At 40.8% G+C, this 14,907-nt stretch carries 11 protein-coding genes; 10 read left to right on the plus strand and 1 reads right to left on the minus strand.

Annotated features, from left to right (window positions below):
- The first annotated feature begins 11 nt into the window (after positions 1-11).
- The 6 genes from mmsB to FTU77_RS03705 all read left to right on the plus strand — a co-directional run bounded on the left by mmsB (position 12) and on the right by FTU77_RS03705 (position 7,341).
- Positions 12-905, plus strand: coding sequence for a 3-hydroxyisobutyrate dehydrogenase (gene mmsB / locus FTU77_RS03680; RefSeq protein WP_180054706.1), 894 nt, complete (start codon positions 12-14; stop codon positions 903-905).
- An 89-nt stretch (positions 906-994) separates the two neighbouring features.
- Positions 995-2,650 carry an AMP-binding protein gene (locus tag FTU77_RS03685; RefSeq protein ID WP_180054709.1) on the plus strand — a complete coding sequence of 552 codons (1,656 nt, stop codon included), beginning with the start codon at positions 995-997 and terminating at the stop codon, positions 2,648-2,650.
- A 120-nt stretch (positions 2,651-2,770) separates the two neighbouring features.
- On the plus strand, positions 2,771-3,898 hold the full coding sequence (locus FTU77_RS03690) for an acyl-CoA dehydrogenase family protein (RefSeq protein WP_180022887.1): 1,128 nt from the start codon (positions 2,771-2,773) through the stop codon (positions 3,896-3,898).
- An 80-nt stretch (positions 3,899-3,978) separates the two neighbouring features.
- Positions 3,979-4,752: an enoyl-CoA hydratase gene (locus FTU77_RS03695; RefSeq protein WP_180054712.1), complete on the plus strand. Its 774-nt coding sequence runs from the start codon at positions 3,979-3,981 to the stop codon at positions 4,750-4,752.
- A 23-nt stretch (positions 4,753-4,775) separates the two neighbouring features.
- Positions 4,776-5,801, plus strand: coding sequence for an enoyl-CoA hydratase/isomerase family protein (locus tag FTU77_RS03700; RefSeq protein ID WP_180054714.1), 1,026 nt, complete (start codon positions 4,776-4,778; stop codon positions 5,799-5,801).
- Between the two features lie 202 nt (positions 5,802-6,003).
- Complete coding sequence (locus FTU77_RS03705; protein ID WP_180008152.1) at positions 6,004-7,341, plus strand: MFS transporter; 1,338 nt, start codon at positions 6,004-6,006, stop codon at positions 7,339-7,341.
- A 425-nt stretch (positions 7,342-7,766) separates the two neighbouring features.
- Here the strand turns inward: FTU77_RS03705 and FTU77_RS03710 are convergent, their stop codons facing one another.
- A complete protein-coding gene (locus tag FTU77_RS03710) occupies positions 7,767-8,369 on the minus strand; it encodes a TetR/AcrR family transcriptional regulator (protein ID WP_180051030.1) in 603 nt (200 codons plus the stop codon).
- A gap of 98 nt (positions 8,370-8,467) precedes the next feature.
- Here FTU77_RS03710 and FTU77_RS03715 point away from each other — a divergent pair, with 98 nt between their 5' ends.
- From FTU77_RS03715 to FTU77_RS03730, 4 genes are all read left to right on the plus strand, one after another.
- Positions 8,468-9,880: an efflux transporter outer membrane subunit gene (locus FTU77_RS03715; protein WP_180054716.1), complete on the plus strand. Its 1,413-nt coding sequence runs from the start codon at positions 8,468-8,470 to the stop codon at positions 9,878-9,880.
- A complete protein-coding gene (locus FTU77_RS03720) occupies positions 9,877-11,019 on the plus strand; it encodes an efflux RND transporter periplasmic adaptor subunit (protein WP_152342377.1) in 1,143 nt (380 codons plus the stop codon). The genes FTU77_RS03715 and FTU77_RS03720 overlap by 4 nt, the downstream gene beginning before the upstream one ends.
- Positions 11,016-14,090, plus strand: coding sequence for an efflux RND transporter permease subunit (locus tag FTU77_RS03725; protein WP_180054718.1), 3,075 nt, complete (start codon positions 11,016-11,018; stop codon positions 14,088-14,090). Before FTU77_RS03720 ends, FTU77_RS03725 begins: the two co-directional genes overlap by 4 nt.
- A 569-nt stretch (positions 14,091-14,659) precedes the next feature.
- Positions 14,660-14,896 carry a VF530 family DNA-binding protein gene (locus tag FTU77_RS03730; RefSeq protein ID WP_180054720.1) on the plus strand — a complete coding sequence of 79 codons (237 nt, stop codon included), beginning with the start codon at positions 14,660-14,662 and terminating at the stop codon, positions 14,894-14,896.
- Positions 14,897-14,907: the final 11 nt, after the last annotated feature.

Below are 14,907 nucleotides of genomic sequence, written 5' to 3' on the forward strand. Positions count from 1 at the left end.
GGAGTTCAAGGATGAATATTACCTTTATCGGTTTAGGAAACATGGGCGGAAAAATGGCCCAAAACCTACTCAAAGCAGGTTTTACGGTTTACGGTTTCGACTTAAGCGAAATTGCGATTCAGCATTTTACTGAAGCAGGTGGCATTGTTTGCCAAAGCCCACAAGATGCAGCGAAACAAGCAGATGTTGTAATTAGCATGTTGCCTGCTGCCAAGCATGTCAAAGAGGTGTACTTGGGAGAAAATGGTGTGTTGGCGGTAATGAAAGCAGGAAGCTTATGTATCGATAGCAGTACCATTGATCCGCAAACCATTAAGGATATAGCCGAGGCGGGTGCTGCACATCAGATAAAAATCTGTGATGCACCTGTTTCAGGCGGAACTATTGGTGCTCAGGCAGGTACATTAACCTTTATGGTCGGTTCGGATGATCAAACCTTTGAAAAAACCAAAGCGGTATTGGGCCACATGGGTAAAAACATTGTGCATTGTGGTGATGTGGGTGCAGGTCAAATTGCGAAAATTTGCAATAACTTGATTCTTGGTATTTCCATGGCAGCCGTTGCTGAAGGTATGGCACTCGGTGCGCGTCTGGGGATTGATCCTCAAGCCTTAGCGGGTGTGGTGAATAGTTCGAGCGGACGTTGCTGGAGTTCGGATGTATGTAATCCATGGCCGGGTATCTCAGCAAATGCACCTGCGGGACGTGGTTATACCGATGGTTTTGCAACGCAGTTGATGTTGAAAGATTTAGGGCTGGCTGTAGAAGCCGCAGGACAAGTCAAACAGCCGATTATTTTAGGCGGACTGGTTCAGCAAATGTATCAACAGCTGTGTTTACAAGGTAATGCTCACTTAGATTTTTCAAGCATCGTGCAGCAATATTTACCTAAGGATGCTGAATAATCGCATTGAACACCAATCAGGCCTAGGGATGGCTAACAATACAAACACTCGTGTCGGAATAACAATAAATTGAGACTGAGGTAGAGAAGATGTCGAATTATCAAGATGTTGCTAAGGCATTTGACTTAAATCATGCTGCCAAAGAAATGTTATCAGGCTCTTTAGAGCAATTAAATGCATGCTATGAATGCTGTGACCGTTATGCGATTGATCAAGATAAGGTCGCACTGTATTGGCAAGGTAAAGATGGGCGGAAAGAACAATATACCTTTGCAGAGCTACAACAGTGGTCGAGCCAATTTGCCAATTTTTTAAAGTCACAGGGTGTGCAAAAAGGTGATCGTGTATCGGGTTTATTACCTCGTACAGTTGAATTACTTGTGGTGATTTTAGGGGCTTGGCGAATAGGTGCTGTATATCAACCGCTGTTTACCGCCTTTGGCCCCAAAGCCATTGAACATCGTTTACACCTTGCACAAAGCAAATTGGTGATTAGCGATGTTGGTAATCGCAGTAAATTAGATGAAGTTGCACATTGTCCCCAAATCGTTACTGTTGCAGATCTAGCGGGTCAAGGGATTCAACAGGGAGATTTAAACTTTTGGGATGAAGTAAACGCACAGTCTACAGATTGTGAAATTATCCTACAGAGCATCAATGATCCATTTCTTCTAATGTTTACTTCAGGTACTACAGGTCCTGCAAAACCCTTAGAAGTACCCCTTAAAGCCTTAATCGCTTTTGGTCAATATATGAAAAATGCGGTAGGACTGCGTGAAGATGATTCATTTTGGAATATTGCCGATCCGGGTTGGGCTTATGGTTTGTATTATGGAATCACTGGGCCACTTTTACTGGGACATGCAACGCTCTTTTACGAAGGTGGTTTTAGCATTGATAGTTTGTGTCAGATTGTAGATGACTACAAAGTGACGAACCTTGCAGGCGCACCGACAGCGTATCGGATGATGATGGCGGCTGATCCTGAACAAATGGCAAAACTCAAAGGGAAATTCCGCGTCGTCAGTAGCGCTGGTGAGCCGCTTAACCCTGAAGTGTTCCGCTGGTTTAAACAAGTCCTCGATGCACCGATCTTTGACCATTATGGTCAGACTGAAGTTGGTATGGTGGTGTGTAATCACCATGGTTTACAACATGATATTCGCGCAGGTGTCGCAGGTTATGCCAGTCCGGGATATCGCGTGGCGGTTGTTGATGAACAAGGGCAAGAGTTAGCTGCAGGAACGCCGGGAGTACTGGCTGTTGATATCAGTCAATCACCGATGATGTGGTTTGGTGGCTATAAAGAAAGTCGTAAGTCACCCTTTGTAAAGCATTATTACCTCACGGGTGATACCGCAGAATTACACGCAGATGGCAGTATGAGCTTCGTTGGTCGTAATGATGATGTGATTACAACATCCGGTTACCGTATCGGGCCATTCGATGTAGAAAGCGCTTTACTTGAGCATGATGCAGTGATTGAAGCTGCGGTCATTGGTGTGCCTGATCCAGATCGGACAGAAATCGTAAAAGCTTTTGTAATTTTAGCTGAGCATGTCACAGCGTCCGAAGAATTAGCAGAGCAGCTAGGGCAATTTGTGAAAAAGCGCCTATCTGCACATGCTTATCCACGATTGGTGGAGTTTGTTCAAGAACTACCGAAAACTCCAAGTGGAAAAATTCAGCGTTTCTTATTAAGAAATCAAGAGATTGCGAAACAATCCACGCAGCATGCAAGTTAAATGACGTAACGATTAACCCTAAATGAATGCCGAACAATCAGGATCAAAATCAAGCTTTCATTCAGTTTTAGTCATTTTCAAACTGGATGAAAGCAAATGATTGATGTACAGGAAGATAAGATGCAATTTACCGAAGAACAATTATTAATTCAGGACATGGCACGCAGTTTCGCGCAGGAACAAATTAAACCTCAAGCGGCTGAATGGGATAAAAACGGTACCTTTCCCAAAGCGGCTTTAGCACAGATGGGTGAACTGGGTTTATTGGGCATGCTGGTATCAGATGAATGGGGTGGTTCAGATACAGGTAATCTTGCCTATGTTATGGCTTTAGAAGAGATTGCCGCGGCAGATGGAGCAACCTCAACTATTATGAGTGTACATAACTCGGTAGGCTGTGTTCCTATTGCTAAATTTGGCACAGAAGAACAAAAGCAGAAATATTTAGTGCCTTTAGCACAAGGCAAAATGATCGGGGCATTTGCATTAACTGAGCCGCATACGGGTTCAGATGCTGCTGCCATTAAAACTCGTGCAGTCAAAGATGGTAATGAATGGGTGATTAATGGTGCTAAGCAGTTTATTACCTCTGGACATAATGCAGGGGTCATTATTGTCTTTGCTGTGACTGACCCAAGTGCAGGGAAAAAAGGCATGAGTGCTTTTATTGTCCCTCGTGAAACAGCTGGCTATGAAGTGATTCGTACTGAAGAAAAGCTTGGATTACATGCCTCAGATACCTGCCAAATCGCACTCACAGACGTGCGTGTGCATGAAAGCCTGATGTTAGGAAAAGAAGGTGAAGGTTTGAAAATCGCCTTATCAAATCTAGAAGGCGGTCGTATTGGTATAGCGGCGCAAGCAGTTGGTCTTGCACGAGCAGCATTAGAAGAAGCAACCCGATATGCCAAAGAGCGTATTACTTTTGGAAAGCCGATCTTTGAACATCAGGCAGTTGCGTTCCGATTGGCAAGTATGGCAACAGAAATAGAGGCCGCACGCCAATTGGTCTATCACGCGGCACGTTTAAAAGAAGCAGGACAACCTTGCTTAAATGAAGCGTCTATGGCCAAGCTTTTTTCATCTGAAATGGCTGAACGTGTTTGCTCCGCAGCATTACAAGTCTTTGGAGGTTATGGCTATCTCAAAGATTTCCCGATTGAGCGCATATATCGTGATGCACGTATTTGCCAAATCTATGAAGGCACGAGTGATATCCAACGCTTAGTAATTGCCCGCAGCTTATAACGTTGTCATTAAGACATTTAAAACGACAAGGCTTCAGACGAAGCCTACTTATAAATATTGAACATATATAGGGATCTCACATGCAATTTGAAACGATTCTGCTCGAAAAGAACAATGGTGTTGGACTTATTACTTTAAATCGTCCTCAGGCCTTAAATGCGTTAAATAGCACATTAATTCAAGACCTTAATACTGCCTTGGATGATCTAGATCGAGATCCAACCATCGGTTGTATGGTTATTACAGGTTCAGAAAAAGCCTTTGCCGCTGGTGCAGATATTAAAGAAATGGCTGAACTGAGTTTTCCGAATATTTATTTGGATGATTTTTTTCATCTGGCAGATCGAATTGCTCAGCGCCGTAAACCTTTAATCGCAGCTGTCTGTGGTTATGCGTTAGGTGGAGGCTGTGAGTTAGCACTCATGTGCGACTTTATTTACTGTGCCGACAATGCAAAATTTGGTTTACCAGAAGTAACTTTGGGTGTAATCCCGGGGATAGGTGGGACACAGCGTTTAACGCTTGCTATTGGTAAGGCCAAAGCCATGGAAATGTGTCTGACTGCCAGACAAATGGGCGCAGTAGAAGCAGAGCAGAGTGGTTTAGTTGCTCAAGTCTTCCCTAAAGAGGAGTTAGTCGAAAAGACCTTAAATGCTGCTAAAAAAATAGCCGAAAAATCTGTAGTGGCAACCATGATGATCAAAGAGTCAATTAACCGTGCATTTGAAGTCAGTTTGCAAGAAGGTTTACGTTTTGAACGTAGAACATTCCATTCGATTTTTGCAACTCAAGACCAAAAAGAAGGCATGCAAGCATTTGTTGAAAAGCGCCAAGCCAATTTTAAAAACAATTAAAAATAAAAAAGGATTATATGGATATGAGTACAAATAACTTAATGATTGAAGAACATGGACATTTAGGCCAAATCAGTTTAGATCGCGTGGCAAGTTTAAATGCCTTGTCTTTGGAAATGATTCAAGGGATTCAACAGCAATTAGCACTATGGGCTGATCAAACTAATATTCATGCTGTACTTATTCGCTCAAATAGTCCTAAAGCATTTTGTGCAGGTGGCGATATTCGTTATCTCTATGATAGTTATATGAATGGTAAAGAAGATCATCAAGCTTATTTTCAAGCTGAGTATGAAATGCTGAATACCATTCGTGCGTATGAAAAACCCATTATTGTCATACTTGATGGCTATGTACTTGGCGGTGGATTTGGCTTGGCCCAAGCATGTCATGTGCTTATCAGCAGCGAAAAATCTAGATTTGCCATGCCTGAAACTGCCATTGGATTTTTCCCAGATGTGGCTGCGACACACTTTTTATCACGTTTAGATGATATTGGTGTGTACATGGCAACTACAGGCGATCAAATCAGTGCTAGCGATGCGTTGTATCTAGATTTGATTGACTACCATGTTCCGAGTGAGCAACTTGTTCAATTAGAAGAAGAATTAAGAAATTCCAAGCAACTCAGCAAGGAAAATATTGAACAATTGATTGCGAAATATATTACTCGACCAGCGGAAAGTGAACTTAGTCAAAATGCAGATTTAATTCGTAAGCATTTTGGTTTTGAGAGCATTGATGCCATTGAAAATAGTCTTGAAAATGAACAGCATAATGATGCTCAAGTGTGGGCGCTAAAAATACGCAATACCTTGGAACAACGATCTCCAATCGCGAAAAGAATCAGTTTACAACTCCAGCATTTAGGTCGTGGTCTTTCACTGAAGCAATGCATGCAAATTGAACGACATTTACAAGACGTTTGGTTTCAACATGGCGATATTGTCGAAGGTGTGCGCGCATTAATTGTGGATAAAGACAAACAGCCAAAGTGGCAACAGTCTAGTCCGACCTTAGATAAAATAATGGAGGAAATATCTATTTAATCAGTAATTTAAAAACATTCACGGTTCAAACACTTGGGTAATATTCATATTCAATTTCTTATTCAATATGAACAAGTGACTCAGCGTAAATTAAACATATATAAGATCTAAAAATATTGATTTTCATGAAGAAAATCATCACACAAATCAAGCATCGTGAAAATGCAACATAGAAATATCTTGCAGAATAAGGAAGATAACAATGCAAAATGTACAGGGAAACACAGCTCCACCAGCTAAGTCTTCGCATCGTTTAGCAGGTATTTCCAGCATGGTGGGTACAACCATCGAATGGTATGACTTTTTTATCTATGGTGCTGCCGCAGCACTCATTTTCAATCGACTTTTCTTTCCAAATCTTGATCCATTAACTGGCGTATTGGCAGCATTTGCCACTTATGCTGTTGGCTTTATTGGTCGACCACTTGGTGGAATTGTTTTTGGTCATTTCGGCGATAAAATCGGTCGTAAATCAATGTTATTGGTCACATTAATGTTGATGGGTATTCCAACGGTGATGATTGGGTTGTTACCGACATTTGAAACCATTGGTTATTGGGCAACGGTCTGTTTAATTATATTAAGATTTATACAGGGCATGGCCATGGGTGGAGAATGGGGCGGAGCAGTCCTCATGGCGGTAGAGCATGCGCCAGCGGGTAAAAAAGGCTTTTGGGGAAGTTTACCGCAAGCCAGTACAGGTGGTGGTTTATTGCTCGCTTCGGTAGCTTTAGGCTTAGTCTCAATGTTGCCTGAAGAAGCACTATTTAGCTGGGGTTGGCGTCTGCCATTTTTAGCCAGCATTATTTTACTGGCTGTAGGTTGGTATATTCGAGTGAAAGTGCCTGAGTCACCAGACTTTGAAAAAGTTAAAGCTCAAACCGAAACAATTAAAGTTCCAGCAAAACAAGTGTTTAAAAATCATCCTAAGCAGTTGATTACGATTATTTTATCTCGAGCTGCTGAAAATGCTTGGTTCTATTTAGCATCGACATTTGCTTTAGCCTATACAACCACACAGCTAAATATTCCTAGACAAGACATTTTGTTTGCAACGATTTGTGGTGCTGCGGTCATCATGGTCATTACGCCAATTTTTGGGCATTTGTCTGATAAAGTTGGGCAAAAAAACATGTTCAGATTTGGTTTATGCGTACTGGCTTTATACAGCTATCCATTTTTTGCAATGTTAAATACCAAGGATCCTGTATTGGTTTGGACGGCCATTGTGATTGGTATTGGCGTAGTTTTTCCTTTGATGTATGCGCCGCAGTCACAGTTATTTTCACGCCAATTTCCAGCAGAAATACGTTATAGCGGTATTTCAATCTCAGTTCAATTTGCAGGCGTGCTAGGTGGTGGTTTAGCTCCATTAATCGCGACGAAATTGTTGAGTATTGGTGATGGAAGCCCCAATTTAATTATTGCCTATATTTCAGGCTTTGCAGTGATTGCGATTATTGCGTCGTCATTTTTAAAGCCGGATCAAATAGAGCAAAAAACAAAAGCATTTAGCAGTAAAGAAATTAAATCTTCATAAATCAAAAATCAGGTAAACAGTAGGCTGATTTAAATATAGAAATTAATGTGAATTAGCCATAGCAATCGTTGTTATGGCTTTTTTCTTGTCTGAGGATTGTAGCAGGACAAATAATATTGTCAGTATTGCGTAGGATCTTGGCGGCACAAAATATGTTTGATGTGTAAGAGCAACAAATCAAGTTTGTTACACAGATGAAAGATTTAAGCACCAATAAATTAAAAAATATTAAATATCAAAGTCTTAATTATACTATTTCGTATAATATATATTATGTTAAATAGAATATTATTTAATTCTGAGGAATAAACACCTATTACTTAGCTTCAGCACATTGTGCTCAAAAAATTAGCCCAACGTCATTAATTTAATATTGCTGAGCTAACGCCATACATCTTCATCGAAATGAAGAGAAAAAATATAATTTAAATTTGATATGCACGCATTAAAACATCAACTGCTCTTTCCGTTGCCGCCTTAATCCATTCTTCAGTAATTTTATTCTCTAAACTAAATGTAAAAATTTGACTAAATTCTGAATCCACTAATGCACGAAAATGTGCCTCTACAACGCGTGGTTCAGCTTTCATCAAAATACCATCATCCATCGCTTTTTGAAAAACATCGCACATCATGCGTTCACCACGCTTGGGTCCTTTTTCATAACACAGCTGTCCTAGATTTTTATGCGATGCATTTGCCACAAGCATACGACGCGTAGCAATAATATTTTTTGAATAAGCTACAGTAATCATTTGTTTTGCTAAAATTTTTAATGCAACTGTTAGTTCGTATTTTTCAAATAAATCAAATTCTGGCACGCCATGCTGCTGTACCATTTCATACATCATAACTTCTAAAAATAATTCTTCTTTAGATGGAAAATAGTTATAAAGTGTGGCTTTGGATACACCAGATTCATCACGGATCATATCCATGCTGGTCGAGCTATAACCTTGTTTTTTAAAAGCAGATAAAGCAGCTTTTAAAATTTTTTGCTTGGTTATTTCACTCTTTGCTCTAGCCATTCAGCCACCCCTTAAGTAATTTCATAGCGTAGTCTAAGTTTGACAGTGTTAAACTGTCAAACTAAACTAAACCGTCTAGTTTAGTTATTGGTGCTATTTTGAATATTTCAAGTCAGACCAAGTTTGGCTGTCTGATGATTTTATTTCCTTTACTGCATGGATGTATTGCTTCGGGAAGCTACCAAGCGCCTGCTGCAAAAGTATCAGCTCAGTGGAATTCATCACCTGATCCAACCTCAAACAGTGTTGAGTTAACCCAATTTTGGCAATCATTTCATGATATTGCTTTAACACAATTGATTCGTACCACCCTTGAAAACAACCAAAGTTTAGTCAAGGCTTTAGCCAATATTGACGCTGCCCGTGCAAATTTAACCACGCAACGTGCCAGCTTATACCCTACATTGTCTGGAAATGGCTCTGTCAGCCGTGTGAAAGATGCGAGTGGTCAATCTAATCAAAACTCGATTGGCTTAGATGCCAGTTGGGAAATTGATTTATGGGGAAAGTATCGAAATCAAAGTGATGCAGCAGCTGCACGTTTACAAGCGCGTACCGCGGATATGCATAGTATGCAGATTTCTCTGGCTGCTGAGATGGCGGATTACTATACGCAGTATTTAGCATGCCGTTCGATACAGCGGGTGTACTCAACAGAATTAAGTTCCATTCAAAAAACTGAAAAAGCCACTGCCCTTTTAGTTAAAGCTGGTTTTACAGCCCCTATGGATCACGCCCTTATTGTGGCAAATTTAGAAAACACACGCTCGAACAGCATAAATCAAAATAAACAGTGTGAAATCTTAATTAAATCAATGACGGCTTTAGCCAGTATTGATGAATCAGAATTGCGTCAAATCCTTGCCCAATCATCACTTAAATTTCCGCTGCAGCATGGAAGCTTTGTTATTAGCGAAGTTCCTGCTGATGTCATGCGCAGCCGCCCAGATATTGCTGCTTTAGAGCGTGAAGTATTTGCAAGCTATGCCGAAATCAAAAGTGCCGAAGCAGATCGTTATCCAAATTTGAGTTTATCTGGTGTCATTAATGCTGCGTCATCTGGCGGAGCCAGTTTAAATACATGGTCAATTGGCGCAAATCTATTACAGCCGATTTTTGATGCAGGTAAACGTAAAGCTACTGTTCAAAGCAACATTGCTAAATACAATGCTGCTGTTGCTGATTATCAGTCAGGTGTTATTAATGCTGCCGCTGAAATTGAAAAACAGCTGGTCACGATTCAAGCCCTGAAAAATCAAGAAAAAAGCGCACAAAGCAGTTATGTGCAATACCAAAAATATTTTAATGCACTCGAAATCAGTCAAAAAGCCGGCTCAGCCAATTTATTAGATTTAGAAGCTGCACGCCGTTCGGCCCTTAATGCGCAAATCAGTGTGGTGAACATTCAGCAACAATATACACAAAGCTGGATCAGCTTGTATAAAGCCTTAGGTGGCACATTCACGCCAAAAACATCAGTACATATCGCTCAAAATGGTGAAATTCAATGAAAATCTCTAAAAAAATGGCCATTTTGATTGGTGCCGTAATCATCATTTGCTTGGTCATTGCCTTAATGTTCAATAAAAAAGAAGACAAAAAATCCGAGCAGAATACTGAAAATGCCGAGCAACAAGCATCCATGACGGTCAATATCGTCAATGTAAGCCAACACATTTGGCCTCAAGAGTTTTTAGTGACTGGTTTAATTGCACCCTATGAAGAAATTATTATCAGTCCAGAAATTAGTGGTTATCGCCTCTCAGACTTGTATTACAACGTCGGCGCTTCAGTTAAACAAGGCCAGCTTTTAGCTAAACTTTCTGATCAAAATTTGAAGCAGGAATTAGCAAAACAAAAAGCAGCTGTGACACAAGCGCAAGTGAATTTAGAAAAAGCAGCTTCAGATGTACGCCGTGCCGCGATTGTGGGGCAAAGCGGCGCCTTATCTGCACAGCAGATTGAAGAATATAAAATCAATCAAGATGTTGCAAAAGCCAACTTAGATGCAGCCAAAGCAGAATTAGAAATGATTCAGCTAAAAATCAGTCAAACCTCTATTAAAGCACCTGCAAGCGGAATTATTTACAGCAAGCAAGGTGTGGTCGGTAATGTAGTGAGTGCAGGCAATGAGCTGTATCACATGATTAAAAATGGTGTGATTGAATGGCGTGCTGAGGTAGATGCATCACAGTCGCATTTAATCAAAGCTGGAGATCTTGCAGAAGTGACACTGCCAGATCAAACAAAGTTAACCGGTACAGTTCGAACAGTTAGCCCTTCTGTGTCAACGGAAACGGCGCGCAGCATTGTATATGTGACTTTAAAAGGCAGTAAAACGGCCAATGTTGGTACTTTTGTCGACGGAAAAATTACTGTTGGTCAAAATAAAGCATATGTGCTACCTCAAACTGCAATTGTGATGCGTGATGGCCGTTCATATATCTATGTGGTCAATGATAAAAACATTGCCAATAGTCAAGTGGTTGAAACCGCACGCCGTAAGGATGGTTTTGTAGAAATTGTGAGTCCATTAGCAAGTAATTTGAAAATTGTTGAAACTGGCGGCGCATTTCTCACCAATGGTATGACGGTCAAAATCGCACAGAAAACGACCGTACAAAATACGCAGCATGGAGTGAATGAATGAACATTTCCTCCCTGTCTATTAAAAACCCAATCCCAGCGATCGTCCTATTTATAATACTGACGATTATGGGGCTGTATGGTTTTATGAAGCTGGGCATTCAAGATATGCCCGACATGGATTTGCCCACCATTACCGTCAGCGCCAGTCTAGAAGGCGCTGCACCTGAGCAGCTTGAAACTGAAGTTGCACGTAAGATTGAAGATAAACTCACTTCACTGACCAAGCTTGATCACATCACCACGACTATTACCGACGGTTCTGTAAATATTTCCGTGAGTTTTGAGTTGGAAAAAGATGTAGAAGTCGCTTTGTCTGAAGTCCGCAATGCGGTCGACGGAGCCAAAGCCGATTTGCCTGCAAGCATGAATTCACCCACGGTGTCTAAAGTGACTGCGGCAGGCTCTAGCTTACTGACTTATAGCATTACTTCAGACAATTTAGATGAGCAAGACTTGTCTTGGTTTGTCGATAATGACGTCAGCAATGCCATTATGACAGCCAATGGCGTTAATAGTGTTTCACGTGTTGGCGGTGTAGACCGTGAAGTACAAATTGACTTAAACCCGACGCTCATGGCGGGTTTAGGTGTAATGCCTTCAGATGTCTCTAAACAGCTTAAAGCTGTGCAGCAAGAAGCCTCTGGCGGTCAAGGACGCGTTGGCGGAGAACGCCAATCCATCCGTACCCTAGCAACAGTAAAAACAGCAGATGATATACGTGAAATTTCTATACCGCTGCAAGATGGCCGCTATATACGTTTAGATCAAGTTGCACAAATTCACGATACCACAGCTGAACGTACTACTCGTGCTTATTTGAATGGCAAACCAATTATTGGTTTTCAGGTTGAACGCTCAAAAGGCTATTCAGATGTTGAAGTCGTCAAGCATGTCCGTGAAGCGATAGCAGCATTTCAACAAAAAAATCCTGCCGTTAAAATTGAAGAAATCAGCAACAAAGTTGATTCCATTCAAGACAATTATGATGGCTCAATGACCATGCTGTATGAAGGTGCATTGCTTGCAATCATCGTGGTCTTTATCTTCCTTAAAAACTGGCGTACCACGTTTATTTCTGCTGTGGCTCTGCCCTTATCAATTATTCCAGCCTTTGGTGTGATGTATTATCTCGGTTATTCGCTGAATGTCATTACCCTATTGGCGCTGTCTTTAGTCGTCGGGATTTTGGTCGATGATGCAATTGTAGAAGTCGAAAACATTGAACGACATTTGGAGCAAGGCAAAACACCGTATCAAGCAGCCATGGAAGCTGCTGATGAAATCGGACTTGCTGTGGTTGCAACCACACTGACGCTTGTCGCGATTTTCCTTCCAACCGCATTTATGGGCGGTATTGCAGGACTAGTGTTTAAGCAATTCGGTATTACCGCTTCGGTTGCGATTTTATTTTCTTTATTGGTTGCCAGACTGCTGACACCAATGATGGCAGCATATATGCTGAAACCCAAAAATAAGAAGGATGAAACCAAAAAACAGCCGGATGGCTGGGCTATGCGACACTATAAAGCCATCGTGAATTTCACTTTAAATCACAGAAAAACCACGATACTCGGTGCATCTGCATTCTTTTTTGTGACGCTATTTATTGGTATGCAAAACAGCATCACCTTTATGCCTGCACAGGATAAATCGCAGACTACTGTTACCGTTGAGCTGCCTCCAGGCTCTACATTAGATCAAACAGCGAAGGCTGCTGAAGAAGCCAGTAAAATCATCCAGCAAAATCCAAATGTAAAACAAGTTTTCAGTTCTGTCGGCACAGCTTCAAGTGGTTCTGGCATGGACAGCTCTTCTACTGCTGATGTGGCCTCAGCAACATTAACAGTAGAACTGACACCGTATGATGAGCGCGATACCCGTCAAAGCGCAGTTGAGCAAGATATTCGTGAAAAATTAAAACCTTTGGCTGGCGTTAAAATCAGTGTTGGCGGTGGCAATACCGGCGAAAAACTCGATATAACCTTAGCCAGCGACAATGCAGATTTACTAACTGAGACAGCCAACAACCTTGAAGTGCAAATGCGCGGTTTAAAAGGCATTGGTAATGTCAGTTCTAGTGCTGCCATTGAACAGCCTGAAGTCCAAATCACGCCAGATTTTGCCAAGGCTGCACAGCTAGGCGTTACATCTGAAGCACTCTCCGATGCCATTCGTTATGCAACATACGGTGGATACTCAACAACCTTGCCAAAATTGAACTTAGACCAGCGCCAAATTGCAATTCGTGTCCGTTTAGACCCATCTGTACGTAATGATTTATCGTCTATTGCAGCAGTACGTGTGCAAGGAAGCAATGGTTCAGTCAGTTTAGGAAGTATCGCAGATATTCAAATTCAGGGCGGTCCTACTCAAATTAGCCGTATGGACCGTATGCGTAATGTCACATTGTCTATTGAACTAAATGGTTTAAGTATTGGTGAAGTACAAAACCAAGTGATGCAGCTTGAAGCAATGAAAAACTTGCCTCAAGGCGTGAAACAAATTCAGCAAGGTGAGCTGCAAAACATGTCAGAAATGTTTACCAGCTTTGGTTTAGCAATGTTTATCGGCATTGTCTGCGTTTACGCTGTACTGGTGCTTCTATTCCATGACTTTTTACAGCCGGGAACAATCTTGTCTGCTTTGCCGTTGGCTTTGGGTGGTGCATTTGTTGCGCTGTATATCTGCAGCATGCCGTATTCAATGCCAGTAGTCATCGGTATTCTGATGCTGATGGGGATTGTGACGAAAAACTCTATTCTGTTGGTGGATTACACTATTATCGCCCGTAATGAACACGGTCTTAGTCGTTATGCTGCCGTAATGGATGCCTGTTCTAAACGTGCCCGACCAATCATTATGACCACAATTGCAATGGCTGCCGGTATGATGCCGAATGCTTTGGGGCTTGGTGCTGAACCAAGCTTTAGACAGCCAACAGCGGTTGTTGTGATTGGCGGGTTAATCACCTCTACCGTGTTAAGCCTTGTGGTGATTCCTGTGATCTTTACTTATGTCGATGATTTACATCATTGGATTAAGTCCAAGTTTAAATGTAAAGCACAAGTTTAACCATTCACTGAAAAAGGAGCTTAACAGCTCCTTTTTTTATGCATTTAAATACGTCTAAATCCTACAGTTTGAGTCTTTAATATTTATAAAGGTTTTTTTAGTAGGAAAAATGTGTATTCATCGCTAGGTTCATGAACAAAATATTTTATAAGTTATAATTTTAATTCTCTAAGTAATTAAACTTATTGTTTATTTAACATAAATTTAATTGTGAATTAGATTTTAGGTAAACATAAGTTAAATAAATAACACATACTAGTTTGTTCATTATTTTTGATATAGATTAAATCAGGTTTTATTATCTGTCAAATTAGTAATGCACTTTTATGTTTGCTTCAGTTAAATAGGTTTTCTTTAAGATCTTATTCTATAAAAAGAAAGGTCTACATTTTAAGACACCAAATCAAATGGCAGAAGATTTTTACAAGTCGGCTGACTAGAATCTTACAAGTGAATGTCTCCTGCTATTTCAGCACACATCAATGTTAATTATGTTTAAATTTCAACCCTCCCATTTTTCAACTAGCTCAGGTTATAATAATGGTCTCCCAAAATATGATTGATCTAATATGAGCACCTCCAATGACCCTTTACACGGCAAAAAACTTGCTGACATCTTGGATGAATTATTGGATTACTACGGTGGTTTTGAAGACTTAAGCCGCAAAATTGAAATTAGATGTTTTTGCATAGATCCAAGCGTTAAATCATCACTACGATTCTTACGTACTACACCTTGGGCACGTGAAAAAGTAGAAAGCTTATATTTGTATGTCTTACGCCAAAAAGCCAAACAGAAAGCGTAACGATGAATGCC

It is taken from the genome of Acinetobacter sp. YH12142 (assembly GCF_013418435.1).
Taxonomy (GTDB): Bacteria; Pseudomonadota; Gammaproteobacteria; order Pseudomonadales; family Moraxellaceae; genus Acinetobacter; species Acinetobacter amyesii.

What these genes read in the sequence shown, in the direction of transcription:
- mmsB (WP_180054706.1), top strand. Translation starts at nt 12, where the DNA reads ATGAATATTACCTTTATCGGTTTAGGAAACATGGGCGGAAAAATGGCC.
- FTU77_RS03685 (WP_180054709.1), top strand. Translation starts at nt 995, where the DNA reads ATGTCGAATTATCAAGATGTTGCTAAGGCATTTGACTTAAATCATGCT.
- FTU77_RS03690 (WP_180022887.1), top strand. Translation starts at nt 2,771, where the DNA reads ATGCAATTTACCGAAGAACAATTATTAATTCAGGACATGGCACGCAGT.
- FTU77_RS03695 (WP_180054712.1), top strand. Translation starts at nt 3,979, where the DNA reads ATGCAATTTGAAACGATTCTGCTCGAAAAGAACAATGGTGTTGGACTT.
- FTU77_RS03700 (WP_180054714.1), top strand. Translation starts at nt 4,776, where the DNA reads ATGAGTACAAATAACTTAATGATTGAAGAACATGGACATTTAGGCCAA.
- FTU77_RS03705 (WP_180008152.1), top strand. Translation starts at nt 6,004, where the DNA reads ATGCAAAATGTACAGGGAAACACAGCTCCACCAGCTAAGTCTTCGCAT.
- FTU77_RS03710 (WP_180051030.1), bottom strand. Translation starts at nt 8,369, where the DNA reads ATGGCTAGAGCAAAGAGTGAAATAACCAAGCAAAAAATTTTAAAAGCT.
- FTU77_RS03720 (WP_152342377.1), top strand. Translation starts at nt 9,877, where the DNA reads ATGAAAATCTCTAAAAAAATGGCCATTTTGATTGGTGCCGTAATCATC.
- FTU77_RS03725 (WP_180054718.1), top strand. Translation starts at nt 11,016, where the DNA reads ATGAACATTTCCTCCCTGTCTATTAAAAACCCAATCCCAGCGATCGTC.
- FTU77_RS03730 (WP_180054720.1), top strand. Translation starts at nt 14,660, where the DNA reads ATGAGCACCTCCAATGACCCTTTACACGGCAAAAAACTTGCTGACATC.